The organism is Sphaerisporangium sp. NPDC049002, assembly GCF_040649355.1.
Lineage (GTDB): Bacteria > Actinomycetota > Actinomycetes > Streptosporangiales > Streptosporangiaceae > Sphaerisporangium.
In genome coordinates this window covers 57,349-83,964 of sequence record NZ_JBEZFH010000004.1, presented here as the reverse complement: position 1 = coordinate 83,964, position 26,616 = coordinate 57,349, and the positions used below count along the sequence as shown (strand labels likewise).

The window sequence follows — 26,616 nt, the reverse complement described above, 5'->3', positions numbered from 1 at the left end:
GGGGCGGGGCGGGGCGGCCGGTCAGCCCGCCAGGCGGATCGGGTTGACGATGTCGGCGTAGATGAGCAGGGTGCCCATCACGAGGAGCACGGCCGCCATGGCGTAGGTCAGGGGCAGGGCCTTGGCGATGTCCACGTACCCGGGAGCCGGACGCCGGCGGACCCGGGCGTACCCCCGCTTGAGGCCCTCCCAGAGCGCGCCCGCGATCTGGCCGCCGTCAAGGGGCATCAGCGGGATGAGGTTGAACAGGCCCACTGCGAGGTTCACTCCGGCGAGAAGCTGGAGCAGCCCGGAGATCTTGTTCTCGACCGGGACGGGGGCCGCGGCGATCTCGCCGCCGATGCGGCCCGCGCCGACGACGCTCATCGGGCTGTTGAGATCGCGCTCACCCCCGCCGAAGGCGGCGTGCCAGACCCCGACGAGCTTCTCGGGGAACCTTCCGAGAGCCTGGGCACTGCGTTTGGTCACGTCCCACATGACGCCGGCGACGTAACCGGGGCCCTGCTTCTCAAGGACGACGGTGGCGCTGACGCCCAGGTAGCCGACGGCCTTGTCGATCTTCGCCGGGTCGTCGATCGACGGGCGGTCCTGCGCGATCAGGTTCGCGTTGAGCGTCATGGGCTTGCCGCCGCGCTCGATGCCGATGGCGATGGGCCCGGCGCCGTGCATCCGGATGATCTTCGTCGCCTCCTCCCACGAGGCCACCTGCTTCCCGCCGACAGCGACGATCTTGTCGTTCACCCGCAGCCCGGCGGCCGCGGCGGGGCTCCGCGGGTGCGAGGGAGTGCACTTCTGGCCCTTCGCCTGCTCGGCCTGGGTCATGACGCACTCGGGGATCCCGGCCACGATCGGCTTGGTGACCTGGACGCCGAACCCCATGATCACCACGGCGAACAGGGCGAAGGCCAGCACGAAGTTCATGGCGGGCCCGCCCGACATGATGATGGCCTTCTGCCACCAGGGCTTGCGGTAGAAGACCCGCTCGCCGTCACCTGGCCCGACCTCCTCCAGGGACGCCTGGCGGGTGGTCTCGATGAGCCCCTGCCACGGCCCCGTGGACATGCCGCGCAGCTTGGTGGGATCGGCGTCGGGCTTCGGAGGCAGCATGCCGATCATGCGGATGTAGCCGCCGAGCGGAATCCACTTCATGCCATATTCGGTCTCGCCGCGGCGCCGCGACCACATGGTGGGCCCGAAACCCACCATGTACTGCGTGACCTTGACCCCGAAGATCTTGGCCGGGACGAGGTGCCCCAGCTCGTGCAGGCCGATGGACAGGGCCATCCCCAGGAAGAAGATGAGAAACCCGGCCACGATGAGCCAGCTCATAGGTGCTACCCCCACCTGCGGAGAAGATGCCTTCTGTTTACATTGCCCCGTCTGAGAGTAACCGAACTCGGCGGCGACTCCGGCCGGGCCGTGAAATCACCTGTCAACGACCAACCGTAGGAGTGACTTGCGCGAGGTGGACCGAATCGGGAGACTGCATTGACGGTAAGCAATCATGTAGACACCGTGGGATATGAAAGGGCGAAGCGCGATTTGCCCGATCTGTTCCAAGGCCACCCAAGGGAGCACCTTGATACGCATCCTGGTTGCCGAGCATCTCCCGCTGGTTCGCCGAGGGCTGGTGGCATCACTGAACGGAGAGAAGGATCTCATGGTGATCGCCGACGTCGCCTCAGGCGAATACATCGTGCCGGCAGCTCTGGAGCTCAGCCCGGATGCGGCGGTGATCGACGTGGACCTTCCCGACGTCGACGGCCTCACCGCGGCGGCCCGCCTGCACGAGAAGGCCCCTGGCTGCAAGGTGCTCCTGTTGTCCGCGCAGCCCAATCCCGGGCAGGTGCGGCGGGCCTTCGCCGCGCACGCGCTCGGCTTCCTCAGCATCGACGTGGCGCCGGAGCATCTCGCGGACGGCATCAGGCGGGTCGCCGCCGGGCGCAAGGCCGTGGACTCCGACCTCGCCATCGCGGCGTTGACCTCGGCGGACAACCCTCTGACCCCTCGCGAGCTGGACGTGCTCCGCATCGCGGCGCAGGGTGCGGCCTCCAAGGAGATCGCCGCGAAGCTCTATCTGTCGGTGGGAACGGTCCGAAACCACCTGTCGCGCGTCATCTGCAAGACCGGTGCGCGCAACCGGGCCGACGCCGTGCGCATCGCGGCCGAGGCGGGCTGGTTGTGACGGCGGAGCCCTACGGGCGCCAGATGAGGATCAGGGCGCAGTCGTCGTTGTGCCCGGCCGACATGGAGTTGACCAGGGGCCGTGCGCCGTCGTAGAAGCCCGAGGGCACGAGCCTCTCGGCCTCGCCGAGGAGCCGGTCGAGCCCCGAGTCGATGTCGCGGCCGGGCTGCTCGATCAGGCCGTCGGTGTAGAGCATGAGCGCGTCGCCCTTGTGGAGCACTCCGCTGTCGGGCTCGCAGTGCAGGTCGGGGACGACGCCCAGCACCACGCCCTTGGCCGCCGACACCTGCCAGGTGCCGGTGCCCGCGTCGAACTTGACCACGGGCGGGTGACCGGCCGAGGTGATGTCGTAGGCCCCGGTGGACAGGTCGAGGCGCAGGTGGACGGCCGTGACGAAGCCCTCCCCCTCGGGCTGGCGGTGGAGATAGGCGTTGCAGGCCGGCAGGAACGAGTCGACCGATCCGAGCAGCCCTCCGAAGGTGCCGGAGAGCATGAGCGCGCGGGTGCCGGCATCCACCCCCTTGCCCGAGACGTCGACCAGCGCGATCTCCAGGATGTCGCCGTGACGCATGGAGACCAGGAAGTCGCCGCCGAACGAGGAGCCGCCCGCCTGCTTGAGCACGACGCGCGAGCCCCAGTCTTTGGTGGGCAGCCGCGGCAGCTCTCCCTGCCTCTTCAGCCGGTCTCTGAGCTCCAGGAGCATGACGTCGCCGCGCAGGCCCTGCACGCCGAGCTTCCCGCGGGTGCGGGCCATCAGGACCGCCAGGACCGTGGTGAACCCGATGGTCACGAGGAACCCCGCGCCCACGGACCCGACGCCGAGCACGACGGCGATGTAGCCGAGGGCGACGCCGACGGCGCCGGCGAGGACGACCAGGCTGCGCAGCCTGAGCTGAAGGCCGCCCACCAGGATGACGAGGATGAACAGGCTCGGGGAGAACCACTCGGTCGACACCCTCGCGGCGAGGCCGCCGAGCAGGAGGGTGAGCACACTCAGGGTGATGAGGAGATTCCGGTCACGCGCCAGCGGTCCCCTGCGGAGGAATCGCACGATCCGCACCAGGAACGGGATGCGTACCAGGATCGCGCGGAGCCGTGGGGGGATCAGCGGCGCCGGACGGGAAGTCATGATGCACCCGACTCTATCTGCCCGTCTGCACTTTAGGCAGCCGACTTGACCAAGACCTTGATCATTAAACGGGGATATTAGGTGGCCGATCCGGTTTGCCCGGCCATAACGTTAATCGGGTGAACACGGAACCAAGCCCGCAGCTCAACCCGGTCATCCGCCCGATCAAGAACTCAGAGTGGGACCAATGGATCGTGATCGACGAGGAGGCGTTCGCGATGGACGCCACGGAGCCCCGCGCCGGGCAGTTCAGGGCCCTCGTCGAGTGGGACAGGTCTCTCGGCGCCTACGACGGCGACCTGCTCGTCGGCAGCACCATGGGGCTGAGCTTCACCATGACCGTCCCGGGCGGCCGGCGGCCGGTGTGCGGCGTGACGGGCGTCGCGGTGCTGGCCTCCCACCGCCGCCGGGGCGTCCTGTCCTCGCTGATGCGGCGCCAGCTGGCCGATCTCCACGAGAGCGGCGAGGCGGTCGCGGTGCTGTACGCCTCCGAGGGCGCGATCTACGGCCGGTACGGCTACGGCAGGGCCTCCGACAACCTGGTCCTCCGCATCCCCAAGCGGGGTTCCGAGTTCGTGCCGTACGCGCCGGCCGACCCCTCGCTCAGGTTGCGCGTCGTACGGCCCGCCGCGGCGCGGGCCGACATCGAGAAGGTGTTCGACAGCGTCGTGACCACGCGCCCCGGCCTGTACGCCCGTTCCCCGGAGCGGTGGGACGCGATGCTGGACGACGACGAGAGCAGCCGCTACGGAGCCACCACGCTGCGCTGCGTGATCGCGGAGGACGACGCGGGACCAAGGGGATACGCCCTCTTCCGGCTCAAGGCCGACTACACCGACCACGACGTGGCCGACGGCGAGGTTCGGCTGAGAGACCTGTTCGGCCTCGACCCCGCGGCCTACGCCCTGCTGTGGAGGCACGTGCTCGACCGCGACCTGTGCTCCCGGGTGTACGCGTCCAACCGTCCGGCCGACGATCCGATCATGCACCTGCTCGCCGAGCCCCGCATGCTGAACGCGGCCTTTGTCGACGAGATGTGGGTGCGCGTGGTGGACGCCGGCAGGGCGCTGCCCGACCGGGCCTACTCCGCTCCCGTGGACGTGGTCCTCGACGTCGCGGACACCGTGTGCCCCTGGAACGCGGGACGATGGCGGCTGTCGGCCGACGCCACCGGGGCGACCTGCGCCCGTACGAACGACCCGCCGGACGTCGAACTCCCGGTCAGCGTGCTGGGCGCGGCCTACCTCGGCGGGCGGACACTCGGGGCCTACGAGGCGGCCGGCGTCATCCGCGAGACCCGTCCGGGCGCGGTACGGGCCCTTTCGGCGGCGATGTCGTGGGAGACCAAGCCGTGGGGCGGTCTCATCTTCTGATCGGATACTAGGATCCGGGCATGGCACTGCAGAGCTTGCAGATCACGGCGATCACGGCGATGCGGGCGCGAGACGTCTCGCGCCCGGCTCCCGACCACCAGGACGCCGCCGACAGGCGGCCCCTGCGTGACGAGGCCCCCCGCAAGGCGGATCCCGCACGCAGGCCCGAGCCCCAGCGAAAGCCCGAACCCCAGCGCAAGGCGGACCCCCGCCGAAGGAACGGCTAGGCCCTACACCAGGGCCTTCGCCGGCACACCTTGGCTCAAACCGGCAGGGGCGGGAGCGCGCCGGTGGTCTCGTACGCGAAGATCTGGGCGATGCGGCGCCTGTGCCTCTCGTCGCCCGAGAACTCGGTGCCGAGGAAGACCTCGACGAGGCGTGTGGCCTCCTCCAAGGAGTGCATGCGCGCGCCGAGGCTGATGACGTTGGCGTCGTTGTGCATGCGCGCGAGCGAGGCGGTCTCCTCGCTCCAGGCCAGGGCCGCGCGGATGCCGCGCACCTTGTTGGCGGCGATCTGCTCGCCGTTCCCCGAGCCGCCGATCACGACGCCGAAGCTGCCCGGGTCGTTGGAGACGGCCTCGGCGGCGCGGAGGACGAAGGTGGGGTAGTCGTCCTCGGCGTCGTAGACGAAGGCTCCGTCGTCGACGGCCTCGTGGCCGTGGTCCTTGAGCCAGGAGACCAGGTGGTTCTTGAGTTCGTAGCCGGCGTGATCGGCGGCGATGTAGACGCGCACGGGCTCATTGTCGCAGCCGCGCGCACCACTGGTCCATCGGGCCTCGCCGCACGCCGTTGATCTTCGGAGTCGGCGGTGTCACCGGCGCGTATTCCGTTACAGTAATGGGCGGCTAGCCAGATGACCCCTTACAGGAGAGCTTCATGCGTGAGATCCGCGTGATCGGTGACCCGGTCCTGCGCACCCCCACCGAGCCGGTCACGGAATTCGACCGGGATCTGCGCCGCCTGATCGACGAGATGATGGACGCGATGTACGCGGCCGACGGTGTCGGGCTGGCGGCTCCCCAGATCGGGGTGTCCAAGAAGCTCTTCGTGTACGACGCCAGCGGGCGCAAGGGCCACGTCGTCAACCCCGAGCTGATCGTGGACGACGCCGAGGAGGTCCTCGACGAGGAGGGCTGCCTGTCGGTTCCCGGCCGCGACACCGGCAAGCCGCTGTACGCCAGGACGCCCCGGGCGGCGGGCGTCACCGTGCGCGGGTTCGACCGGCTCGGGCGCCCGGTGAAGGTGAAGGCACGGGGGCTGCTGGCCCGCTGCTTCCAGCACGAGTACGACCACCTCGACGGCGTCCTCTACGTCGACCGCCTGGCGAAGGACGCCGCACGGAAGATCCTGCTGCAGGCTCCCTGAGCCCGCCTCACACCGCGATCGGCCCGTTGTGCGTGAATAACCCTCGCCAGACCGCGTTCGGGCGACCAGCAGGGGTTTCAGCCCCTCTGGCGTCTAGCTCACGCCTCCGGCGGTCGGTTCGAGGCCGCCCGCGGGGCGCGGCGGGGCCTGCGGCCTCACCGGCCCCCGGCGGCGCGACCGCAGCAGGGGCCGCAGCGCGAGGCCGAGGCCGACGAGCAGCAGGGCGGCGACGACGACCCACTCGTTGGACCCGCCGGGGCCGTACACGTGGCCGAGCCTGCCGGTGTCGAACGACGGGGACGTCGCCCCCGGCGTGAACGTGCCCCGCTCGCTCCCGTAGAACGCGATGCCCTCACGGACGGCCCTGCCGTCGCCTGACCGGAACGTGCCGACCCAGTTGCACTGCTCGTGACCGGGATGCTCGATGCAGTCGAGCCGCTGCGCGGTGAAGGTGCCCCGGACCCCGTCGCCGGTGAGGGCCGCGAGGGCGGGCCCGGCGTTCTGCACGGCGAGCAGGATGAGAAGCAGCCCGCCGAGCGCCAGCGCGATGTCGAACGCGCTGACCCGGCGAACCGGCGTACCAGACGGCTTCATGGGGGGCACCCGCCCTTCGGATCACATCTGCAGGGACTTGACCTCGAGATACTCCTCCAGCCCGAACTCTCCGAGCTCGCGCCCGTTCCCGGACTGCTTGTAGCCGCCGAACGGGGCCGAGGGGTTGAACCGGCCGCCGTTGATCGCGACCTGGCCGGTGCGCAGCCTGCGCGCCACGGCCACCGCGCCCTCCTCGGTGGCCGCCCACACCGCGCCCGCCAGACCGTACGGCGTGCCGTTGGCGATCTCCACGGCCTCGTCGACCGAGGTGTAGTGGATGATCGACAGGACGGGACCGAAGATCTCCTCCTGCTCGATCACCATGCCGGGGGCGACCCCGGCGAAGACGGTGGGCTCGACGTAGTAGCCGCGTTCGAGCGGCCGGTCGGCGCCGCCCGCCACCAGGCGCGCGCCCTCCTCCTGGCCGCGGTTGATGTAGTGGACCACCCGGTCGCGCTGGGCGGCCGAGACCAGGGGGCCGAGGCGCGTGGCCGCGTCGAAGGGGTCGCCGACGGTGTAGGCGGACGCTGCGGCCACCGCCTGCCTGACGGCGTCGTCGTACTGGTCACGGTGGACGAGCATGCGGGTCCAGGCCGAGCACGTCTGGCCGGAGTTGACGAAGGCGTTGGCCACGCCGGACTTCACGGCCGCGCCCAGGTCGGCGTCCGGGAGGATGACGTTGGCGGACTTGCCGCCGAGCTCCAGCGCGACGCGCTTCACCGTGCGGGCGGCGAGCTCCGAGACCCGCCGGCCGGCCCGGGTCGACCCGGTGAAGGACACCATGTCGACGTCAGGGTGGGCGGCGATCGCCTCGCCGACGACGGGCCCGTGCCCGCTGACCATGTTGAACACGCCGGCCGGCAGGCCCGCCTCGTGCAGGATCTCGGCCAGCGCGTAGGCCGCGAGCGGGGCGACCTCGCTCGGCTTGAGCACAACCGTGCAGCCGGCGGCGAGCGCGGGGGCGACCTTGCACACGACCTGGTGCAGCGGGTAGTTCCACGGGGTGACGGCGCCCACGACGCCGACCGGCTCCCGCAGGATCAGGGAGTTTCCGACGCGCCTTTCCGACCCGCCGTGCTCCTCGGCCAGCCGCGCGAAGTCGGCGAGCACCCCGGCGGGCATCAGCGTCTGCACCTTCAGGGCCAGGGGGTACGGCGCGCCCATGTCGACGGCGATGATCCGCGCGACCTCCTCTGCGCGGGCCCTCAGCAGGTCGGCGGCCGACCGGAGGATCTTGGCGCGCTCGGCGGGCGACGTGCGAGACCACTCGGGGAACGCCTCGCGCGCCGCGGAGACGGCCCTGCCGACGTCCTCCACCGAGCCGGCGGGCACCCGGTCGACGACCTCCTCCGTCGCGGGATTGACCACGTCGATGCCCTCACCCGACGACGAGGGCACCCAGGCTCCTTGCACGTATAGGTGACGCATACCCCTCAATCCCTGCGCGCGCGGTGCCCGGCGGCGGTTCGCGCCGCCGGGCGGTGTCCGTCCACCGCCCGGCGGGTGCGCGTCCAGCGGATGGGGTGCCGCGCGGTCGCCAACATCCTGTCGCCTTCCCCACCGACGGTACGGTCAAGCTAGAAGTACGGCTTGAGTTGACCATGGGTGTCCACAAGGTCGCAACCCTCTGGAAGACGGCCGGATCGCGGCTCGGCCGATCAGTCGAAGACGGGTTCGCGGGTGCGCGAGCGCTTCAGCTCGAAGAAGCCGTCGGTGCCCGCGACCAGGAGCACGCCGTCCCAGAGCTTGCCGGCGTCCTCGCCCTTGGGGGCGGGGGAGATCACCGGGCCGAAGAAGGCCACGCCGTCGACGGCGATGACCGGAGTGCCGACCTCCTGGCCGACCAGCTCGATGCCCTTGTTGTGCGACCGGCGCACGGCCTCGTCGAACTCGGTGGAGTCGACGGCGTCCACCAGCTGGGGGTCGAGCCCGGCGGCCTCGAGGCCCTCCGCGAGCACCTCGCGGATAGCGAGCGCCGTGTCGAACTCCTCGCCGGGCTCGCTCGGCCTGAGACGGCCCTGGATGTGGATGCGAAGGCCCAGCTCGGTGTAGAGGGGGCCGAGGACGTCGGTGCCGTACTTGTCGGCGGCCGCCTGGAGCACGCGCACCGGCCCCATCGCGTTCTTGAGGATCTCGCGGTAAGAGTCCGGGATGTCCTTGTCCTCGTTGAGCACGGCGAGGCTCATGATGTGCCAGCGCGGTTCGACGGGCCGTACGCCCCGCACCTCCAGCAGCCAGCGCGAGGTCATCCACGCCCATGGGCAGAACGGGTCGAACCAGAAGTCCACCGGGGTTCGTTCAGTCATGGCCAGCTTCCCTGATCGTGGTTTCGAAGTGGTTCCAATGCCACGGCAGCCACAACCGGCGTCGCGGCGATTTCTATTCCTTTGTATTCCGGTAGGAATCAAGGAATAGATCGTCCCCTCCTGGGGTCCCCCCTCATCCGTCTCGCGGGCCGCCGCTCCCCCTGTTCCGGTGCCGCATCAGGGCGCCCGACGTGGCAGGATTCATGCATCCCTCTCGCGAAGGGGCGGGGGAGAGTCGTGATGAGGAGCGGATGTGGCAGGCAACCTGACCCGTGACGAAGCCCGGGAGCGGGCCCGACTGCTGAAGGTGGACTCCTACGCGGTCGAGCTGGACCTCACCGAAGGCGACGAGCGGTTCGAGAGCATCACTACGGTCCGCTTCTCCTGCAGTGAGCCCGGGGCGAGCACGTTCATCGACCTGGCCGAGGCGAGGGTCCGCAAGGCCGTCCTGAACGGCGCGGAGATCGACGTGACCGCCTACGACCCGGAGAAGGGCCGTCTGCCCCTTTCGGGCCTGTGGGCGAGCAACGAGCTCCAGATCGACGCCGACTGCACCTACATGCGCAGCGGCGAGGGCCTGCACCGGTTCGTCGACCCCGTCGACCAGAAGATCTACCTGCACTCGCAGTTCGAGACGGCCGACGCCCACCGCATGTACGCCTGTTTCGACCAGCCCGACCTCAAGGCCTCCTTCGAGCTGACGACGCTCGTGCCGTCCGACTGGGAGGTCGTCTCCAACGCCGCTCCCGACTCCGTCGAGGAGCTGGAGGAGCACCACGGGCGCCACGGCACGCTCCAGACGGCCAAGCGCTGGCACTTCCCCCCCACCCCGGTCATGTCGACGTACATCACGGCCCTGGTCGCCGGGCCGTACGCCGTGGTGCGCGACGAGCACGACGGCATCCCCCTCGGCGTCTTCTGCCGTGCCTCCCTGGCCGAGCACCTCGACGCCGACAACGTCATCGAGGTCACCAAGCAGGGCTTCGACTTCTTCCACCGGGTCTTCGGCGTCCGCTACCCGTTCGGCAAGTACGACCAGCTGTTCGTGCCGGAGTTCAACGCGGGCGCGATGGAGAACGCCGGAGCGGTGACCCTGCTGGAGGACTACATCTTCCGCTCGCGCGTCACCGACGCCGTGGTGGAGCGCCGCGCCGAGACGATCCTGCACGAGATGGCGCACATGTGGTTCGGCGACCTGGTCACCATGCGCTGGTGGGACGACCTGTGGCTGAACGAGTCGTTCGCGACGTACATGTCGGTCCTGTGCCAGTCCGAGGCCACCCGCTGGGGCCAGACGGCGTGGACCACGTTCGCCAACGTGGAGAAGTCCTGGGCCTACCGGCAGGACCAGCTGCCCTCCACCCACCCGATCGCCGCCGACATCCCCGACATGCAGGCCGTCGAGGTCAACTTCGACGGCATCACCTACGCCAAGGGCGCCGCCGTCCTCAAGCAGCTCGTGGCGTACGTCGGGCTCGACAACTTCCTGGCCGGCGTCCGCGACTACTTCGGTGAGCACGCCTGGGGCAACACCGAGCTGAAGGACCTGCTGACGGCCCTTGAGCGCACCTCCGGCCGCGACCTGTCGTCGTGGTCGAAGGAGTGGCTGGAGACCGCGTGGGTCAACACGCTGCGCCCGTCGTTCAGCGTCGACCCGCAGGGCCGGTTCCTCAACTTCGAGGTCCTGCAGGAGGCCCCGGCCGACTACCCGACCCTGCGGTCCCACCGCGTCGCCATCGGCCTCTACTCCCGGGTCGAGGGCGCCCTGGTCCGTGTGAAGCGCGTCGAGCTCGACGTCGTCGGCGCCCGCACCCCGGTCCAGGAGCTGGTCGGCGAGGTCCAGCCCGACCTGGTCCTGATCAACGACGACGACCTGACCTACGCCAAGATCCGCCTCGACGAGCGCTCCCTGCGCACCCTGGTCGAGGGCGGCATCGCCGGCTTCACCGAGTCGCTGCCGCGCGCCCTGTGCTGGTCGGCCGCGTGGGACATGACGCGCGACGCCGAGATGGCGACGCGCGACTACGTCCGGCTGGTCACCGCCGGGATCCACTCCGTCACCGACATGACGGTGCTGCAGACGGTGATCCGCCAGGCGCGCCACTCCGCGCAGCAGTACGCCGACCCGGCCTGGCGCGACACCGGCCTCGCCGAGCTGTCGGCGGCCCTGCGCGGCCTGATCGCCTCCGCGGAGCCCGGCTCCGACCACCAGCTGGCCTACGTCAACGCCTTCACCGCGGGCGCCACCTCCCCCGGCGACCTGGCGTTCGTCCAGGGCATCCTCGACGGCGCCTCCGTTCCCGAGGGCCTGACCGTGGACGCCGACCTGCGCTGGACGCTGATCCACGCGCTGGTGTCGGGCGGGGTGTTCTCCGCCGACGACATCGCGGCCGAGCTGCGGCGCGACCCGACGGCCACCGGCGAGCGGTCGGCGGCCCTGTGCCAGGCGGCGATCCCCACCGCCGAGAGCAAGGCCCAGGCGTGGGCCTCGATCACCGGGGGCACGCTGAGCGGCGCGGTCCTGCGCTCGACCGTCGTCGGGTTCATGGACCCGAACCACGTCGAGCTGCTCCAGCCGTACGGCGAGCGCTTCTTCGAGGAGGTCGGCCGCATCTACAAGAGCTGGACCTCCGACAGCGCCCAGCGCTTCGCGACCGGGTGCTACCCCGCGCTGCTGATCGACACGAGCACCGTGGCGAGGACGCAGGACTACATCTCCTCCTCCGAGCCTCCGCACGCGCTGCGCCGCCTCCTGCTGGAGGGCGCCGACAGCATCAGCCGGGCCCTGCGCGCCAGGGCCAAGGACGCCTCGGCCGCCTGAGGTCCGCTTCCGCCACACCCCGCAGGCCGGCCCGTGCCCCACGGGCCCGGGCCCGGCCTGCCCGCCCGAGGAACACCCTCCTTGAGGCCCGGCCCGCCCGATGTCCAAGTCCGGTTGGACGTCAGGCGGGCCGGTCGGCTTCAACGGCGTTGTAAGCGCGTTGCAACCAGCACGCGGTGCTATTGGGCCAGAACCCGGCAGCATCCGTTTACAGCAGGCCACGGCAGGTCTACTGTGCGCGCTGTCACCGTACGTCAGGGAGGCCCCCCTTGATCACCCTCGTCGTCGTCGGCATCCTCGCCCTCGTCCTCATCTTCGTCGTCGTCACGACCTACAACGGGCTGATCCGCAGGCGCGGGGCGGTGGACAACGCCTGGGCGCAGATCGACGTGCAGCTCAAGCGCCGCCACGATCTGATCCCGAACCTCGTCGAGACCGTGAAGGGGTACGCCTCCCACGAGCGCCAGACCCTCGAAGCGGTGGTCGCCGCCCGGCGGCAGGCGGTGTCGGCCCAGGGCCCGCACGACCAGGCCGCCGCGGAGAACATGCTCTCGGGCGCCCTGAAGAACCTGTTCGCCCTCTCGGAGGCCTACCCCGACCTGAAGGCCAACCAGAACTTCGCCGCGCTGCAGGAGGAGCTCGCGAGCAGCGAGAACCGCATCGCCTACTCCCGGCAGTACTACAACGACGCCGTGCTCGCCTACAACAACGGCATCCAGACGGTCCCCGCCAACATCGTGGCCGGCATGACCGGATTCCAGCAGCGCGAGTACTTCCAGGCGCCGGGCGAGGAGCGCGGCCCGGTCCAGGTCCGCTTCTAACCCCGCCCCTGCGATGATCTACGTACTCGTCGTGGTGGCCGCCCTCGGCCTCTGGCTGCTCCTGCTGACGACGCTGGCCTTCTCCACGCGCAGCCCCGACATCGAGCCGGGGCCGCCCACCAGCGAGCTACGCGACGAGTCGCCCGCGCTGGTCGACCTGATCACCGGCAACTGGCGTCTGTGCGACGAGGCCGCCTCGGCGACCCTGCTCGACCTGGCCGCGAAGGGCGCGGTCCAGATCGAGGAGATCGGCCCCGAGCTGTCCCTCGTGCGGCTCCGCGAGCCCCGCACGGCGCTCACGGCGTACGAGAAGCTGGTCCACGACCATGTGCGGTCCCTCGCCACCGACGGGGTCGTGGCCACCGGCGCCCTGGCCGAGGGCGCGAGGAACCTCGGCCGCTGGTGGAAGAGCTTCCGCAGGAAAGTGATCGTGGAGGCGCGCGAGAAGGGCCTGTCGCGGCCCCGCTGGAGCAGGTCCCAGGCGGCGCTGCTCACGGTCGCCGCGGCGGTGCCGGCCCTCGCCCTCGGCGTCGCGGTGGCCGCGACGGCGGACACCGGCCACAAGGACGGGGGGTTCGGGGCGGCCATCGTCGGCTTCGCGCTGCTGACCTCGCTGCTGGGAAGGCTGAACGGCGAGCGCGGCACGGCAGAGGGGGCCAGGGTCGCGGGCTACTGGATGGGGGTGCGCGCCCACCTGGCCGCCAACCAGGGGTTCGCCGAGCAGCCCGCCGCGGCCGTCACCATCTGGGGGCGGCACCTCGCCTACGCCGCCGCTCTCGGCCTGGCGAGACGGGCGGTGACCAGCCTGCCGATCAGCGTCCCCGCCGACGACAAACGGGCCTGGTCCGACTACGGCGGCATGTGGCACGTCGTCAACGTCCGCTATCCACGGCGCATCATGTGGGGCCGTCCACCCTGGCCCACGATCGGGCGCGGCCTGGTCGCCGGGCTCGCGAGCGGGTTCTGGCTCTGGTTGCTCGGCATCATCGCCCACGCCGTTCTCGGCTGGCCGGAGCCGCTGGTCATGCCCGTGGCCTACCTGGGCGCCGCCGTCGCGGCCGCGGTGCCGATCGCCTCCGCCATCGCCGACCTGACCACCAAGACGGAGGTGGAGGGTCAGATCGTACGGCTGCGGGCGATCCAGGTCGGCACCAGCGGCAACGACCAGCCCAAGTACGCCTACTGGGTGGCGCTGGACGACGGTCACCTGCGTGACGTCAAGGCCTTCGGCATCGAGGAGGCCAAGTGGAGCCCGCTGGCCGAGGGCGACCGGGTCAGGGCGCGCGTCGGGCGGAGGCTCGGCTGGATCCACGAGATCGAGATCCTCGACCGCTCGCGGCACCGCGACGCGTCCTCCTACGACGACACCGGCGAGTTGCTCCTCAACGTCCCCGAGAACCTCGGCGAGGTGCCGGTCCTCCGCCGCTCCCCCCTGGCTCCGGCCGCGGGGGCGGGCGGCGGCGCGCTCGCGGTGTCCGGCGAGGGCACCGACCACGGCGGCCCGGCGGGTGCGGCCTCCGGCGGCGGGGGCGCGGACGGCCGTACGGCCGCTCTGGTCACGCCCGGCGACCTGCGACGGGCGCTCGGCATCACGGTCGGCCCCGCCGGGCCGTACCGGGAGACGCTGCCCACGCCCCCCTGGCTGGCCGTGCGGTCGTGCCGCTACGAGACGACCGGCGGGACCCCGGTGACCGTGGACGTGCACGCGGCGTCCGGCGCGCGGGGCGGCTACCTGATGGTCCTCGGGCACCTGCTGACCCGTGTGGAGGGGCGCCAGCTCTCCGGGGTGGGCACCGGCGCCATGCTGTACCCGGGGGTGGTCTCGGCGCGGACGAGCGAGGGCACGTTCGCGATCCACGTGCACTCCCCCGCCGGCCCGCCGCCCGAGGACGCGCTCGTCGACCTGGCCCTCACCGCGGCGGCACGCATGGAAGGCGGATCACCGGTCGCGTGAGAGGGTTACCAGGTGAAATCGCCCCTCGATCTTCTCACCGAGCTCGCCCGGCGGTACGCCTTCGGCGATCTTGGAGCCCTGGCTCCCAAGGTCGTGCCGGAGGCCGTGCTGATCCCGGCGCTCTGCGAGTTCGGCCAGCGGCTGCTCACGCTCGACGCCGAGGACTTCGCCGCCGAGGTCGACGCGAAGACCGTCCCCAGCGCCCTGAGACGCCGCGCGCGTGACTGCCACATGCCCCAGACGCCCCGCGAGCAGCCGCGAGGCGCCCTCGCCTCCCTCAGGCCCGCCTACGGGCTGCTGCTGGAGGTCATCCAGGTCCGCTGGGAGCGGCGCGAGCTCAGCTCGGTGATGGCGGCCCTGCACATCGCGGGCGAGTATCTTCCGCTGCTGGCCTTCGAGCCGGTGCTCGGGCACGCCGGCGACCCGGCGCGCTGGCCCGAGGGATTGCGCGCCGAGGGCAGCCGGTTCGGCGTGATCGGCGACCGCGAGTGCGACCACACCAAGAGCGAGAGGTCGGCGGCCGAGCGAACGCTGCGGGTCGCCCACGAGCCGCCCGAGGGCTGGCGGGCCTACTTCGACCGCCAGCACAGCCAGCTCGCCGGGGCGATGGCGACGTGCGTCGCCAAGTGCCGCAGGCCGTGCACGGCCATGGACTGGATCGCCGCCGAGGCCCGCGAGAGCCTCGCCCTGCGGTGCAAGGTCGCGCTCGCGTTCGCCGACACCCCGCTGGTACGGCTGCGTCACGCCGCGCCGGTGGGTCACGGTTTCGGCGTGCCCTCGCCGGAGGAGGTGCTCGAGGCCTGGGCCCGGAGCCGGGCGCACCTCGACAAGAACGGCATCGGTCACCATGCCACGCGCGACGACGGTTTCCCCCTGCCGGGTCTGCCCAGTCTGTTCTCGGCGGTCGCGGGCGCGACGATCGAGCCCTCGACGCTGCTGGCGGACGTCGCCGCCCGGCTGGTCAAGCTGATCGAGGGCCCGGTGGCGCGCGGCGTCGCGTCGTAAACCGCCGGTCACCAGACGGCGGGCCGCCGATCGCCCCAGAACCCGCCGACCGCCGCCTCGACCTGGGCCGAGACCGAGATGAGCGTGGCCTCGTCGCCGAACCGCCCGGCGAGCATCACGCCGATCGGCAGGCCCTCATCGGTCCAGTGCAGGGGAAGGTTGACGGCGGGCTGGCCGCTGACGTTGTAGATCGCGGCGAACGGCGCGAACCGCTCCATGCGGTGGAAGGTCTCCTCGGGGTCCTCGACGTCCTCGAACCAGCCGACGGGCACCGGCGGCAGGGTCACGGTGGGGCTGAGGACCGCGTCGTACTCGTTCATCACCAGGAAGCCGAATCGCGTCGCCGTCTGCAGCGTCGCCTGGGCCTGGAGGAACTCCGGAGCCGTGGTCGCGAAGCCCCGCGCACGCAGCCACCTGGTCAGGGGGCGCAGCTTCGGCTCCAGCGAGGGGTCCACCGGGTGCATGCAGGAGAAGCAGAACCACAGCTTCTCGAACTCGCTCACGATGGAGGGGTCGAACGGCGGCGGCATGTCGACTACCTCGTGACCGAGCGACTCCAGCAGCGCCGAGGCCTTCTCGTAGGCCTCAAGGACGTCCGGATGCACCTCCGAGCCCGGCACCACGGGCGTGGCGTTCCTGCCGATCCTGAGGCGGCCCGGCTCGCGCGTGACCGCCTCGGTGAAGCCGACCGGCGACGGCGGCGCGACGTACAGGTCGCCGGGCTGGTTGTGGGCCATGACCTCAAGGAGCGCGGCGGCGTCCGCCACCGTGCGCGCGATGGGCCCGTTGGTCGACAGCCCCGCAAGGTCGGGGACGATCGGCGCGAAGGAGATGCGCCCCCGGGTCGGCTTGATGCCGTACAGGCCGCAGACGGAGGCGGGGATGCGGATGGAGCCCGCACCGTCGCTGCCGTGCGCGGCGGGGGCCAGGCCGGCCGCGACCGCGGCCGCCGCTCCCCCGCTCGAACCTCCCGCCGACCGGGTGAGGTCCCAGGGCGTGCGGGAGGGGGGCGACACGTAGGTCTCGGTGTAGCAGGGAAGGCCGAACTCGGGGGTCGCGGTCTTGCCGATCATGATCGTGCCGGCGTCCCGCAGCCGCTCGACCACGCTGTCGTCGACGGGCGCGACGAAGCCCTCGTAGGTGGAGGAGCCGAAGTGGATGGGAACGTCCTTGACGAGGTTCAGGTCCTTGATCGGGATGGGCACTCCGAGCAGCGGGGGAAGATCGGCTCCGCCCTCCAGGGCGAGGGCCTCGGCCCTGCGCGCCTCGTCGAGCGCCCGGTCGGCGGTCAGCGTGACGAACGCTCCGACCTCGGGATCGATCCGCTCGACGCGCTCCAGATAGTGCTTGGTGATCTCCACCGGAGACAGCTCCAGGGATCGCACGGCCGCCGCCTGCTCCAGGGCTGTAAGATCGTGTATGTGCGCCACGCTTCCGCACAGTAGGGCCTTTGAGCAACGGTTATCTAGAGAGAAAAGAGTTAGATACCCGGCTTTTCGCCTTACAATGCGGGAAGAGACGGCCACAAAAATGTGAACTAGCCAACACTAGGCATGCCCTTGGGCGTCAACTACCGTGAGTTACGTGGATTCCGGTCTAGAACCTGATGACGGTCACAATACGTCACCCATATGGGTGAGTGAGCGTCCCTCGGAGCCGAAATCTCGGCCCCCAGCTCCTGAGGCGACATACGCGCCGATTCAGCGCGCGTCGCTGCTCGGACTGCTTCAGCAGCCCAGATATCAGCATCTGCGGGTGCGTGCCCTGATCGCCGCCGGTGCGGGTCTGGTCGTCGGCATCCCGATGTGGAGCTGGCGGCTCGGCCTGGTCGCGGCGATCATCGCCGCGATCGCCGACACCGTCTACCGTGCGCGTACGGCCTCAACGGTCGCGCCCTGGCGCCGCGCCTCGGCCGCCGAGCGGCGCACCGAAGCCCAGCTGAGGAAGCTAGAAAGAAACGGCTACCTCACGCTGCACGCGCGCGCCATCCCCGATAGCGACGCCCAGATCGACCACCTGGTCGTCGGCCCGACGGGGGTGTACGCCGTCGACTCCGAGAAATGGGACAAGCGGCTCCCGGTGCGCGTTCAGTCGCACCGCAAGCTGTTCCACGGGCCGTTCAACCAGAAGCCGCGCCTCGACGAGGCGCGCTGGGAGGCGTCCCAGGCGAGCGAGCTGATCACCAGGGAGCTCGGCCGTGAGGTCAGCGTGGTGCCGTCCCTCGCGATCTACGGCCCGGCGATCCCGTGGAAGATCCTCAACATCCGCGAGGTCGACGTCTTCGACGGCAGCCGCGTGAGCAAGTGGATCACCAACCGGGAACGCTCCTTGACCAGCGACGAGGTCGAGGAGATCTACGCCGCCGCTGAGCAGGTCCTCCCGGCCCGCTACCCCGAGAGCTGACCACCAGAGGGTCCTTCGGGGTTCCCGTCACCGTCCACCACTGCCCCCGGGAATCCCGAAGGATCTTGTACGTCCCGCCGGCGCGCTCCGGTTCCCGTCCGCCGGCCTGTCCAGCCTGTGGACCGCTGGTCTCGCCAGACGGGCGGTGGCCGTACCATTTGAAGACTCAGCGTCGTCGGATGGGAGAACGGTCATGCCGGCCCTCAGGTCTCGTACGGTCACTCATGGCAGGAACATGGTCGGGGCTCGCGCCCTCCTCCGCGCCACGGGGGTAGCCGGCGAGGACTTCGGCAAGCCGATCATCGCGGTGGCCAACAGCTTCACCCAGTTCGTCCCCGGTCACGTCCACCTTCGCGAGGTGGCCGAGGTGGTGGCGGGCGGCGTCCGCGAGGCGGGGGGCATCCCGCGCGAGTTCAACACCATCGCCGTCGACGACGGCATCGCCATGGGCCACGGCGGCATGCTCTACTCGCTGCCCTCCCGCGAGCTGATCGCCGACGCGGTCGAGTACATGGTCAACGCCCACTGCGCCGACGCGTTGATCTGTGTCTCCAACTGCGACAAGATCACGCCCGGCATGCTGCTGGCCGCGTTCCGGCTCAACATCCCCACCCTCTTCGTCTCCGGCGGTCCCATGGAGGCCGGCAAGACCACGTCGGGCCGCAAGCTCGACCTGATCGACCCCATGGTCGCGGCGGCCGACGAGAGCGTCTCCGACGCCGAGCTGCTCGAAATGGAGGAGGCGGCCTGCCCGACGTGCGGCTCCTGCAGCGGCATGTTCACCGCCAACTCGATGAACTGCCTCGCCGAGGCGATCGGCCTCGGGCTTCCTGGCAACGGCACCACGCTGGCCACCCACAGTGCCCGTAAGGCGCTGTTCGAGAAGGCCGGGCGCAAGATCGTCGAGATCACCAAGCGCTACTACGAGCACGACGACGAGTCGGTGCTGCCGCGCAGCATCGCCACCCGCGACGCCTTCGAGAACGCCATGGCGCTCGACGTGGCCATGGGCGGCTCGACGAACACCATCCTCCACCTGCTGGCGGCGGCCCGTGAGGCCGGTGTCGACTTCGGGCTCAAGGAGATCAACGAGGTCTCCCTGCGCGTGCCGTGCCTGTGCAAGGTGGCGCCCGCCACGTCGAAGTACCACGTGGAGGACGTCCACCGGGCGGGCGGCATCCCCGCGATCCTCGGCGAGCTCGACCGGGCGGGGCTGCTCAACCGCGACACCCACAGCGTCCACGCGGCCTCGCTCACCGAGTTCGTCAACGCGTGGGACCCCAAGTCTCCCGGCGTGACCGAGGAGGCGCTGGAGCTCTGGCACGCCGCGCCCGGCAACGTCCGTACGGTCAAGGCCTACTCCCAGAACGCGCAGTGGGAGTCGCTCGACCTCGACCGCGCCGAGGGCTGCGTCCGTGACATCGCGCACGCCTACACCCGTGACGGCGGCCTGGCCGTGCTCTACGGCAACATCGCGCCCGAGGGTTGCATCGTCAAGACGGCGGGCGTCGACGAGTCGGTGTGGAGGTTCAGCGGCCCGGCCGTGGTGTTCGAGTCGCAGGAGGACGCGGTCGAGGGCATCCTCGGCAACAGGGTCTCGGCCGGCGACGTCGTGGTCATCCGCTACGAGGGCCCCAAGGGCGGTCCGGGCATGCAGGAGATGCTCTACCCCACGAGCTTCCTCAAGGGCAAGGGTCTCGGCAAGGCGTGCGCTCTGGTCACCGACGGCCGGTTCTCCGGCGGCACCTCGGGCCTCTCGATCGGGCACGCCTCCCCCGAGGCGGCCGAGGGCGGCGTCATCGCCCTGGTCGAGGACGGCGACCTGATCGAGATCGACATCCCCGGTCGCGGCATCGAGCTCAAGGTCTCCGAGGCCGACCTCGCCGCCCGCCGCGAGCGACTGCTGGCCGACCTCGGCCGCTATCGTCCCCGTGACCGCGACCGGCAGGTCAGCGCCGCCCTGCAGGCCTACGCCGCGCTGACGACCTCCGCCTCCACCGGCGCCTCTCGCGACCTGTCCCAGCTCTCCCGCTGATCACCAGGTGGTACGGCTCCGCACGCGCCGAACTCGTCGCCGATGGCCTGGTCCAGGCCGGCCGGCAGCGTGAAGCCCAGCGAGCTCAGGATGCGCGAGCGGTTGTCCTCCGGTCCGTACACGAAGATGCCCTCGTACGGGGTGGCCATCACGGCGGTGGCGCCGGCGAACTCCGGGTGCTCGGCCTTCGTGGCCGTGAACTTGGCCTCGACGTCCTCGACCAGCTTCTTCGCCTCGGCCTCCTTGCCGAGCGCCCTGCCGATGATCTCGGTCTGCCGCTGCCACGGGACGCCGTAGTCGGGGTACTCCTTGGGCTGGGCCACCACCGGGGCGATCTTCGACAGGGTCTCGTACTGGTCCTTCGTCAGCCCCGAGTACAGGGAGAGGATCAGGTCGGGGGCGAGGGACGCGATCTTCTCCACCTGCGGGCCCGTGCCGGTGTCCTTGAGCACGGCCGGCACGGCGCCGGCGCCCAGCTTGGCGGTGGCCCAGGGGCCGATGGCGCCCTTGTAGCCGCCGAGCCACTCGGTGGTGCCGACGGGCACCGCGCCGAGGGCGAGCACGGAGTCCTGGTCGGTGAGGCCGACCGTGACGATCCGCTTGGGCTCGGCGGGGATGGTGACGCTGCCGTACTTGTGCTCGATGGTCACGGGGAAGGCGCCGCTGTCCGGCGCGGCGGCGCCGGGGCCGGCGGTGCTCGTGCCGGTGGCGGAATCGGAGCCGGAACCGCAGGCGGCGACGGCGCCGCAGAGCAGCAGGACGGAGGCGAGTACCGCGGCGAGCCGGGTGCCTCTCATGGAGCGGGGCATCAGGGGGTCCTTCGTCTTCTCGTCAGATGGTCGGTGCGTTGTGCGTGGGGGGTCGTCGCGGAGCACTGGAGCGGGTGTCGGACCAGGCCTCCCAGAGGGCGGCGTAGGTTCCTCCCGCCGTGCGCAGTTCGTCGTGGCCGCCGCTCTCCACGATCCGGCCGCCGTCCATGACGACGACGCGGTCGGCGGTCGCGGCCTGGGTGAGGCGGTGGGCCACGACCAGGGCGGTACGGCCCTCGATCGCCCGCAGGGTGGCCCGCTCCAGGGTGCGCGCCCCGGTGCTGCCCGCCTCGGCCGTGGCCTCGTCGAGCACGGCGATCGGCGGGTCGGCGAGGATCAGGCGCGCGAGGGCGAGTTGCTGCGTCTGCGTGGCGGTGAGGCGGTGGCCGCCTTCGCCGACGACCGTCAGTAGGCCGTCCGGCAGCGCTTCCACCCAGGTCAGGGCGTCCACACGGGTCAGTGCCCCGCGCAGGTCCTCGTCGGTGGCGTCCGGCCGGGCGAGCCGCAGGTCGTCGGCGAGCGGCCCGGCGAAGACATGCACCTCCTGGGTGACCAGCGCGACCGCCGGGCCCCTCCCCTCCCGCTCGGGGACGGCCAGCCGTACGGAACCGGTGGTGGGGTGGTGGATGCCGGCGATGAGCTTGGCGAGCGTGGTCTTGCCCGCCCCGCTGGCGCCGACCAGCGCGACGCGCTCACCGGGACCGAGCACGAGGTCCACCTCGCGCAGCACGGGCCGCCCGGTTTCGTACGCGTGCCCGACCCCGCTCACCGTCACGAGCGGCTCACCCCGATCCGCCAGGGCGGCGGTAGCCGGTGACCGGTCGTCCGGCTCATCCGCCCTCGCCTCAAGCGCCCGCTCCGGGCTCTCAGGGTGCTCCGCCTGCTCTGGGCTCTCAGGGTGCTCTGGCCGCTCCGTCGAGGGGGCTTCGGCGACGCCGACCAGGCGGGCGAGGCCCGCGGCGGCCGACTGGGCGTCGTCCAGCAGGACGAGCGCGGAGTTGATCGGCGTGAACAGGCTGTGGAAGTACAGTGCCGCGGCGGTCGCGGTGCCGATGGACGTGGACCCGCTGCGAACCAGCAGGAATCCGACGATCAGCACCGCCGCCAGACCGGTGTACTCCGCCAGGTGCAGGCGGCTGTAGAACCGCAGCACCAGCCGCACCCCGCGCATCGTCAGCTCGACCGCCGACCAGGACCGCCGGGTCACCCGCTCGGTGTGGTCGGCTTCCAGCCGGAACGCGCGCACGGTGGAGGCGCCGCCGATGCTGTCCAGCAGTTGCTGCTGCTGGGCGCCACTGGCGACGCGCTGCCTGGCGTACAGCGGCACGGCGTTGCGCACGTACCAGCGCGCGGTGTGCGCCTGGATCGGCACCGCCAGCAGGGCCGCGAGCAGGAAGCGCCAGTCGAGCACGGCCAGCGCGCCGAGCGTGAGCACGATGGCCAGCACTGAGCGGGCCAGCTCGGGAAGGGCCGTCCGCACCGCCTCGGCCACCTGCGAGACATCCCCGGTCACCCGGGAGGTGAGGTCGCCCGAGCCGGCTCTCTCCACCTGCTCCAGGGGCAGCTTCAGGGCGCGTTCGATGAACCGCTCGCGCAGCCGGGCGAGCACGGTCTCCCCGAGCCGGGATATCAGCGAGAGCCCGAGCGTGGTGCTGACTCCCTGCGCCACCGCGACGAGCACCAGCAGCGTCGCGGGCAGGGTGAGGGTCTCGGCCGGGCGCCGGTCCGCGACGAGGTCGACGATGTGTCCCAGCAGCGGCTGCGTGAGCAGGCCGACGGCGGTCGCGGCGACCATCACCGCGAACCCGCCGAGCGCCAGGCCCCGGTGCGGTCGCACCAGGTCCCGTACGGCGGCCCAGGTGCGGCCCGCACCGGCCGTGGGCAGCAGCACCCGCACCCCCTCCTCCGGGGTGCCGGGCGCGGGCGGAACCGGTGTCCGGCGATCCTGCGCGGTGCTCACGCCGGTACCGCCGTCCGGGAGGTCCTGTGCGGTGCTCATGCCAGCACCGCCGTCCGGTAGGCGGCGTGGCGTCGGACCAGGTCGGCGTGCGGGGCCGTGTCGGTGGCCCGGCCGTCGTGCAGCAGGACCACACGGTCGGCCACCGCGAGCAGCGCGGGGCTGGTGGTGACGAGGATCGTCGTGCGGCCCCGGCGGAACTCGCGGATGCCGGTCGCGATGCGCGCCTCGGTGACCGCGTCGACCGCGGTGGTCGGGTCATGGACCACCAGCACGGGCCGGTCGGCGGCCAGGGCGCGGGCGAGGGCCACACGCTGCCGCTGCCCGCCGGAGAGCGAGCGCCCGCGTTCACTCACCGCCGTGTCGCCACCGCGCGGCAGCGCGCGGACGATCTCGTCCACACCGGCCGCCGCCATGGCACGGGCGATCTCGTCCGCACCGGCAGCCGCCATGGTGCGGGGGATATGGTCCGCGCCCGCCGCCGTCGGGTGGGCGGTCTCGGCAGTGCCGGCCGCATCGGGGGCGGCGTCGTCCGGGGTCGTGGCGGTGACGTTGTCGTGGAGGGTGCCTTCGAACAGGTCCGCGTCGTGCTCGGCGACCAGGATCGCCATGCGGATGTCGGCCGGGTCCAGGTCGCGCAGCGGCACGCCGTCCAGCTCGACCACTCCTTCGTCGGGATCGGCCTGACGGCTGAGGCAGCGCAGCAGCGCCGTCGCGTCCGCCGGATCGGTCGCGGCCACGCCGAGCACCTCGCCGGGCGCGACGTCCATGTCCACCTGGCGCAGCCCCCCGTGGCTGACCCCGCGCAGCCGTACCGCACCCCGTACGGGCCGGGCCGGCCGCGCGCCGCCGGAGGGCACGGCAGGCGGCGCGGCCAGGACCTCGGCGATGCGCCCCGCCGACGCCCGGCCCTGGGCGAGGTCGGCGTTGACCCAGGAGAACACCTCCAGCGGGCCCAGCAGGAACAGCGCGAGGCCGACCGCCGAGACGAGCTGGCCGAGGCTGATGTCGCCCTGGGCGGCGAGCCGCCCGCCTACCAGCGCGACGACGGCGATGAAGCCCCCGGTCAGGGCGAGCACCATGCCGCTCTGCCACGCCTCCGCCCGGGCGGCTCGCAGCGTGGCCACCAGCGAGTCGCGGCTGGTCCGCCGGTAGCGGGCCACGGCCGCCGGCTCCGCGCCGATGCCCTTGAGCACGCGCAGCCCGGCGACCAGGTCGGTGGCGACACCGGAGGCGTGGGCGGCGCGCTCCTGCTCGGCCTCGCTGCGACGCTCCAGGGGCTTGCTGAGCAGGTGCCCGAGCAGGAGCAGCACGGGAGTCCCGAGCAGGACCATCAGGCCGAGCGGCACCGAGGTCCGCAACAGCACCACGGCGCCGACGAGGACTCCCACCAGCGCCGATATCCCGGTCATCAGCGCCATGTTGACGACGCCGACACGCTTGGCGTCCTCGGTGGCGATGGTGGCCAGGGTGCCGGGCAGCCTGCCGTTCTCCGCTCCGCCGCCGGGGTCCAGGACGCGCCGTACGAGCTCGACGCGCAGCACATGGGCGGCCCGCTCGGCGGCCCGTTCCCCGGCTCGGGCGCCGAAACGGAAGCTGAACGACAGCCCCACGTAGACGACGGCGAGGACCGCGAGCCAGCGCAGCAGCGCCCCCGCGTCGCCCTCGGAGACGGCCTGGTCGATCACGACGCCGATCAGGACGGGGACCAGCGCCTCACCGGCCTGGTGCCCGGCTCCGAGAACGGAACCGAGCGTGACATCCCGCCGCTGGCCTCGGATGGCACGTCGCAGAACTTCTCGCCCCGACGCACCCATCCGCACTCCTTCGGAACATCCGGCCAAGAACTTAGGTAAGGCTAGCCTACATTCATGGCCGTGAACCACCCCTGATGTCCCGGCTAGTGCGGAGAAGGCCTAGAGTGCTCACCCCCTTGTGGCTTGGTGACGGCTCTGGTGATGGCTTTGGTGGCGCGCCGCTGCCGACCCGGCGGCGGAGCCGCCGTCGAGGGCCCCCGCGAGATCGGACGCCCGGCCGCTAGGCGAAGGAGGAGGGGTCGAAGTCTTCGGGGCCGAAGACCTGGCGGATCTCGGACTCGCCCTCCCAGCCGGGCCAGTTGTCCCGGTGGATCTCCATGAAGCGCGTCGCCGCCTCGACCGCCTCCTGCTTCGAGGCCACCTCCACCATCGCGTAGCTGGCGATCAGTTCCTTGGACTCGGTGAAGGGGCCGTCGGTCACGGTCAGCTTCCCTCCGGTCAGCCGGACCCGCGTGCCCATCGCGCTCGGGGCGAGGCCCCCGGTGTCGAGCAGCGTTCCCGCCTTGGCCGACTCCTCGCCGTACGCGGCGATGGCGTCCATGAGTTCCTTGGGGGGCGCGCCCAGCGGCGGGTTCTCTTCGGTCTTGAGGAGCAGCATGAATCGCATCGTCGTTCTCCCTGTCGGCCGGGGTCCGGCATGGTGCCTTCTGACCCGTTCAACCTGCTTTCTACCTGTGCGTCGACCGGGGGAGCGCCGGATCGACAGGCCGGGAGAAATTCTTTGCCTCGGATTCACCGGCTCCGGCGGACGAGCGTGACGATGCCCGTCAGGCCGAGCAGCGCGGCGGCCGGAGGGCCGATGACCCACATGGGCCAGAAGTACACCAAGGTGCCGTCGGACACGCTGACCAGGACCCAGACCGTCAGGTTGATCATCACCTTGATGAACCAGATCGTCCAGAGCACCCTGAGCCAACGCGGCACGGTGGCCTCGGCCGCGGACGCGCCGGGCACGGCCTGTGGCGCCGGATGAGGAGCCTGGGGCGCCGCGGGCGCCACGCCGGGCGCCGAGGCCGGCAGGTCGGCGAACAGGTCGGCGAGGTCGCCGTAGGTCACCGACTGGTAGGCACGCCCCAGCCGGTCGTCGTACTCCTGCAGGTTGAGGCGGCCCTCGGTCACCGCCGTGCCGAGCCGCTCGGCGGCGGCCTCGCGATCACTGTCCGAAACCCGCACGTCGCGCCGCTCGTCCATCCTCTGCCTTCTCCCGGTTCCAGGGGGTCACGACCCGCGCCTCGCCGACGCGGGCCCAGGTCGACGTACTCGGTTCACGACACCGGCTCGCGCCGTTCGTCGGTCTCCTGCGCGACGAGGCGGTCGATGCCGGCCTTCTCGTCTGGCTGGGTGTTGCGGTCGGCGAGACGACGCTCGGCCAGCACGCCCAGGTACGGCCGGGCGGCCTCGCGGTCGGTGCTTTCGAGGAACGCCGCGAGCATCTGGTCGCGCCCGGCCTGCTCCGCCGGACCGGTCACCGGCGCGGTCGCCATGGCGAGCCACGTGCAGGCCACGTCGGCGCCGGGCGCGCCCCTGCCGGCGTTCGCCCAGTCGATGACCTTCGGGCCGTCGTCGGTGACGAGCACGTTGAGCGGGTGGAGGTCCAGGTGGAGCAGGCTGTTCCCCGGGCATCCCCCCGCCGCCGGGAGCCAGCCCGGCGCTCGTACGGCCGCGAGCCGGCGAAGGAGGCCGGCCAGGAGCCGGCCGTGGTCCTCCATGCGGCACGGGTTCGCCAGCCCGTCTCGCATCAGGTTCGCCCCCTCGACCCGCTCCATGAGGATGTCGGGGCCCTCGGCGTCGAAGACCTCGGGCGCGGGGAATCCGTGCCTCCGGGCGTGGCGCATGACCGACGCCTCCCGCTCCAGGTTGCGACCGTCGCGGGCACGCCGGACCACCTTGCCTGGTCCGGCCTCGAAGATGTGACAGTCGCGTCCGGACGCGATGAGCGATCCCACCTGCATATCGTCAGATTAGGATGGAAAGGTAGGTAATACCAGGTATCTGACCGCCGCCCCGATGGCAACAAGTTACGGGGATCAGGTGCCACCGCA

The 26,616-nt window shown here is 71.3% G+C and carries 23 protein-coding genes; 10 read left to right on the top strand and 13 right to left on the bottom strand.

Going from position 1 to position 26,616, the window contains the following annotated elements; translation table 11 throughout:
- Positions 1 to 21: 21 nt before the first annotated feature.
- A complete protein-coding gene (locus AB0B89_RS01955) occupies positions 22 to 1,329 on the bottom strand; it encodes a site-2 protease family protein (protein WP_358546728.1) in 1,308 nt (435 codons plus the stop codon).
- Between the two features lie 193 nt (positions 1,330 to 1,522).
- Here AB0B89_RS01955 and AB0B89_RS01950 point away from each other — a divergent pair, with 193 nt between their 5' ends.
- Positions 1,523 to 2,185, top strand: a complete 663-nt coding sequence (locus AB0B89_RS01950; protein WP_358546725.1) for a response regulator transcription factor — start codon at positions 1,523 to 1,525, stop codon at positions 2,183 to 2,185.
- A 10-nt stretch (positions 2,186 to 2,195) separates the two neighbouring features.
- Here the strand turns inward: AB0B89_RS01950 and AB0B89_RS01945 are convergent, their stop codons facing one another.
- Entirely contained in the window at positions 2,196 to 3,314 is a 1,119-nt protein-coding gene (locus AB0B89_RS01945) for a PP2C family protein-serine/threonine phosphatase (protein ID WP_358546722.1), read from the bottom strand.
- 119 nt (positions 3,315 to 3,433) lie between these two features.
- Between AB0B89_RS01945 and AB0B89_RS01940 the strand changes: the two genes are divergently transcribed.
- Together AB0B89_RS01940 and AB0B89_RS01935 are read left to right on the top strand one after the other, a co-directional pair.
- Positions 3,434 to 4,687, top strand: a complete 1,254-nt coding sequence (locus tag AB0B89_RS01940; protein ID WP_358546719.1) for a GNAT family N-acetyltransferase — start codon at positions 3,434 to 3,436, stop codon at positions 4,685 to 4,687.
- A 20-nt stretch (positions 4,688 to 4,707) separates the two neighbouring features.
- Positions 4,708 to 4,914, top strand: coding sequence for a hypothetical protein (locus AB0B89_RS01935; protein ID WP_358546716.1), 207 nt, complete (start codon positions 4,708 to 4,710; stop codon positions 4,912 to 4,914).
- Positions 4,915 to 4,949: 35 nt separating this feature from the next.
- Here the strand turns inward: AB0B89_RS01935 and AB0B89_RS01930 are convergent, their stop codons facing one another.
- Positions 4,950 to 5,420 (bottom strand): ribose-5-phosphate isomerase, encoded by a 471-nt coding sequence (locus AB0B89_RS01930; protein WP_358546713.1) that lies wholly within the window; start codon positions 5,418 to 5,420, stop codon positions 4,950 to 4,952.
- A gap of 143 nt (positions 5,421 to 5,563) precedes the next feature.
- Here AB0B89_RS01930 and def point away from each other — a divergent pair, with 143 nt between their 5' ends.
- The gene (gene def, locus AB0B89_RS01925; protein WP_358546710.1) at positions 5,564 to 6,052 is read left to right on the top strand and encodes a peptide deformylase; all 489 of its coding nucleotides are present in this window, start codon (positions 5,564 to 5,566) and stop codon (positions 6,050 to 6,052) included.
- Positions 6,053 to 6,145: 93 nt separating this feature from the next.
- Here def and AB0B89_RS01920 read toward each other — a convergent pair whose 3' ends face one another.
- The 3 genes from AB0B89_RS01920 to AB0B89_RS01910 form a co-directional block, all read right to left on the bottom strand.
- The gene (locus tag AB0B89_RS01920; RefSeq protein ID WP_358546707.1) at positions 6,146 to 6,646 is read right to left on the bottom strand and encodes a hypothetical protein; all 501 of its coding nucleotides are present in this window, start codon (positions 6,644 to 6,646) and stop codon (positions 6,146 to 6,148) included.
- A 21-nt stretch (positions 6,647 to 6,667) separates the two neighbouring features.
- Positions 6,668 to 8,074: an aldehyde dehydrogenase family protein gene (locus AB0B89_RS01915; protein WP_358546705.1), complete on the bottom strand. Its 1,407-nt coding sequence runs from the start codon at positions 8,072 to 8,074 to the stop codon at positions 6,668 to 6,670.
- A gap of 230 nt (positions 8,075 to 8,304) precedes the next feature.
- Complete coding sequence (locus AB0B89_RS01910) at positions 8,305 to 8,952, bottom strand: disulfide bond formation protein DsbA (protein ID WP_358546702.1); 648 nt, start codon at positions 8,950 to 8,952, stop codon at positions 8,305 to 8,307.
- 253 nt (positions 8,953 to 9,205) lie between these two features.
- Between AB0B89_RS01910 and pepN the strand changes: the two genes are divergently transcribed.
- The 4 genes from pepN (at position 9,206) to AB0B89_RS01890 (ending at position 15,553) form a co-directional block, all read left to right on the top strand.
- Positions 9,206 to 11,773, top strand: coding sequence for an aminopeptidase N (gene pepN / locus AB0B89_RS01905; RefSeq protein ID WP_358546699.1), 2,568 nt, complete (start codon positions 9,206 to 9,208; stop codon positions 11,771 to 11,773).
- 269 nt (positions 11,774 to 12,042) lie between these two features.
- Positions 12,043 to 12,594, top strand: coding sequence for a LemA family protein (locus tag AB0B89_RS01900; protein ID WP_358546696.1), 552 nt, complete (start codon positions 12,043 to 12,045; stop codon positions 12,592 to 12,594).
- A 13-nt stretch (positions 12,595 to 12,607) separates the two neighbouring features.
- Complete coding sequence (locus AB0B89_RS01895; RefSeq protein WP_358546693.1) at positions 12,608 to 14,548, top strand: hypothetical protein; 1,941 nt, start codon at positions 12,608 to 12,610, stop codon at positions 14,546 to 14,548.
- A gap of 12 nt (positions 14,549 to 14,560) precedes the next feature.
- A complete protein-coding gene (locus AB0B89_RS01890; RefSeq protein WP_358546690.1) occupies positions 14,561 to 15,553 on the top strand; it encodes a hypothetical protein in 993 nt (330 codons plus the stop codon).
- An 8-nt stretch (positions 15,554 to 15,561) separates the two neighbouring features.
- Here AB0B89_RS01890 and AB0B89_RS01885 read toward each other — a convergent pair whose 3' ends face one another.
- Positions 15,562 to 16,983, bottom strand: coding sequence for an amidase (locus AB0B89_RS01885; RefSeq protein WP_358546687.1), 1,422 nt, complete (start codon positions 16,981 to 16,983; stop codon positions 15,562 to 15,564).
- Between the two features lie 325 nt (positions 16,984 to 17,308).
- Between AB0B89_RS01885 and AB0B89_RS01880 the strand changes: the two genes are divergently transcribed.
- Positions 17,309 to 17,956 carry a nuclease-related domain-containing protein gene (locus AB0B89_RS01880; RefSeq protein ID WP_358546684.1) on the top strand — a complete coding sequence of 216 codons (648 nt, stop codon included), beginning with the start codon at positions 17,309 to 17,311 and terminating at the stop codon, positions 17,954 to 17,956.
- 193 nt (positions 17,957 to 18,149) lie between these two features.
- Positions 18,150 to 19,991: a dihydroxy-acid dehydratase gene (ilvD, locus tag AB0B89_RS01875; protein ID WP_358546681.1), complete on the top strand. Its 1,842-nt coding sequence runs from the start codon at positions 18,150 to 18,152 to the stop codon at positions 19,989 to 19,991.
- On the opposite strand, the gene AB0B89_RS01870 is transcribed toward ilvD, so the two are convergent.
- The 6 genes from AB0B89_RS01870 to AB0B89_RS01845 all read right to left on the bottom strand — a co-directional run bounded on the left by AB0B89_RS01870 (position 19,925) and on the right by AB0B89_RS01845 (position 26,520).
- Positions 19,925 to 20,800 (bottom strand): ABC transporter substrate-binding protein, encoded by an 876-nt coding sequence (locus AB0B89_RS01870; protein WP_358546679.1) that lies wholly within the window; start codon positions 20,798 to 20,800, stop codon positions 19,925 to 19,927. The two genes, ilvD and AB0B89_RS01870, sit on opposite strands and share 67 nt — an antisense overlap.
- A 22-nt stretch (positions 20,801 to 20,822) precedes the next feature.
- The gene (locus AB0B89_RS01865) at positions 20,823 to 22,799 is read right to left on the bottom strand and encodes an ABC transporter ATP-binding protein (protein WP_358546677.1); all 1,977 of its coding nucleotides are present in this window, start codon (positions 22,797 to 22,799) and stop codon (positions 20,823 to 20,825) included.
- A complete protein-coding gene (locus AB0B89_RS01860) occupies positions 22,796 to 24,574 on the bottom strand; it encodes an ABC transporter ATP-binding protein (protein WP_358546674.1) in 1,779 nt (592 codons plus the stop codon). The genes AB0B89_RS01865 and AB0B89_RS01860 overlap by 4 nt, the downstream gene beginning before the upstream one ends.
- A 220-nt stretch (positions 24,575 to 24,794) precedes the next feature.
- Complete coding sequence (locus AB0B89_RS01855; protein WP_358546671.1) at positions 24,795 to 25,181, bottom strand: YciI family protein; 387 nt, start codon at positions 25,179 to 25,181, stop codon at positions 24,795 to 24,797.
- 125 nt (positions 25,182 to 25,306) lie between these two features.
- Positions 25,307 to 25,765: a DUF1707 domain-containing protein gene (locus AB0B89_RS01850; protein ID WP_358546668.1), complete on the bottom strand. Its 459-nt coding sequence runs from the start codon at positions 25,763 to 25,765 to the stop codon at positions 25,307 to 25,309.
- A gap of 74 nt (positions 25,766 to 25,839) precedes the next feature.
- Positions 25,840 to 26,520, bottom strand: a complete 681-nt coding sequence (locus AB0B89_RS01845) for a phosphotransferase (protein WP_358546665.1) — start codon at positions 26,518 to 26,520, stop codon at positions 25,840 to 25,842.
- Positions 26,521 to 26,616: the final 96 nt, after the last annotated feature.

What these genes read in the sequence shown, in the direction of transcription:
- AB0B89_RS01955 (WP_358546728.1), bottom strand. Translation starts at nt 1,329, where the DNA reads ATGAGCTGGCTCATCGTGGCCGGGTTTCTCATCTTCTTCCTGGGGATG.
- AB0B89_RS01950 (WP_358546725.1), top strand. Translation starts at nt 1,523, where the DNA reads ATGAAAGGGCGAAGCGCGATTTGCCCGATCTGTTCCAAGGCCACCCAA.
- AB0B89_RS01945 (WP_358546722.1), bottom strand. Translation starts at nt 3,314, where the DNA reads ATGACTTCCCGTCCGGCGCCGCTGATCCCCCCACGGCTCCGCGCGATC.
- AB0B89_RS01935 (WP_358546716.1), top strand. Translation starts at nt 4,708, where the DNA reads ATGGCACTGCAGAGCTTGCAGATCACGGCGATCACGGCGATGCGGGCG.
- def (WP_358546710.1), top strand. Translation starts at nt 5,564, where the DNA reads ATGCGTGAGATCCGCGTGATCGGTGACCCGGTCCTGCGCACCCCCACC.
- AB0B89_RS01920 (WP_358546707.1), bottom strand. Translation starts at nt 6,646, where the DNA reads ATGAAGCCGTCTGGTACGCCGGTTCGCCGGGTCAGCGCGTTCGACATC.
- AB0B89_RS01915 (WP_358546705.1), bottom strand. Translation starts at nt 8,074, where the DNA reads ATGCGTCACCTATACGTGCAAGGAGCCTGGGTGCCCTCGTCGTCGGGT.
- AB0B89_RS01910 (WP_358546702.1), bottom strand. Translation starts at nt 8,952, where the DNA reads ATGACTGAACGAACCCCGGTGGACTTCTGGTTCGACCCGTTCTGCCCA.
- AB0B89_RS01895 (WP_358546693.1), top strand. Translation starts at nt 12,608, where the DNA reads ATGATCTACGTACTCGTCGTGGTGGCCGCCCTCGGCCTCTGGCTGCTC.
- ilvD (WP_358546681.1), top strand. Translation starts at nt 18,150, where the DNA reads ATGCCGGCCCTCAGGTCTCGTACGGTCACTCATGGCAGGAACATGGTC.
- AB0B89_RS01870 (WP_358546679.1), bottom strand. Translation starts at nt 20,800, where the DNA reads ATGCCCCGCTCCATGAGAGGCACCCGGCTCGCCGCGGTACTCGCCTCC.
- AB0B89_RS01865 (WP_358546677.1), bottom strand. Translation starts at nt 22,799, where the DNA reads ATGAGCACCGCACAGGACCTCCCGGACGGCGGTACCGGCGTGAGCACC.
- AB0B89_RS01860 (WP_358546674.1), bottom strand. Translation starts at nt 24,574, where the DNA reads ATGGGTGCGTCGGGGCGAGAAGTTCTGCGACGTGCCATCCGAGGCCAG.
- AB0B89_RS01855 (WP_358546671.1), bottom strand. Translation starts at nt 25,181, where the DNA reads ATGCGATTCATGCTGCTCCTCAAGACCGAAGAGAACCCGCCGCTGGGC.
- AB0B89_RS01850 (WP_358546668.1), bottom strand. Translation starts at nt 25,765, where the DNA reads ATGGACGAGCGGCGCGACGTGCGGGTTTCGGACAGTGATCGCGAGGCC.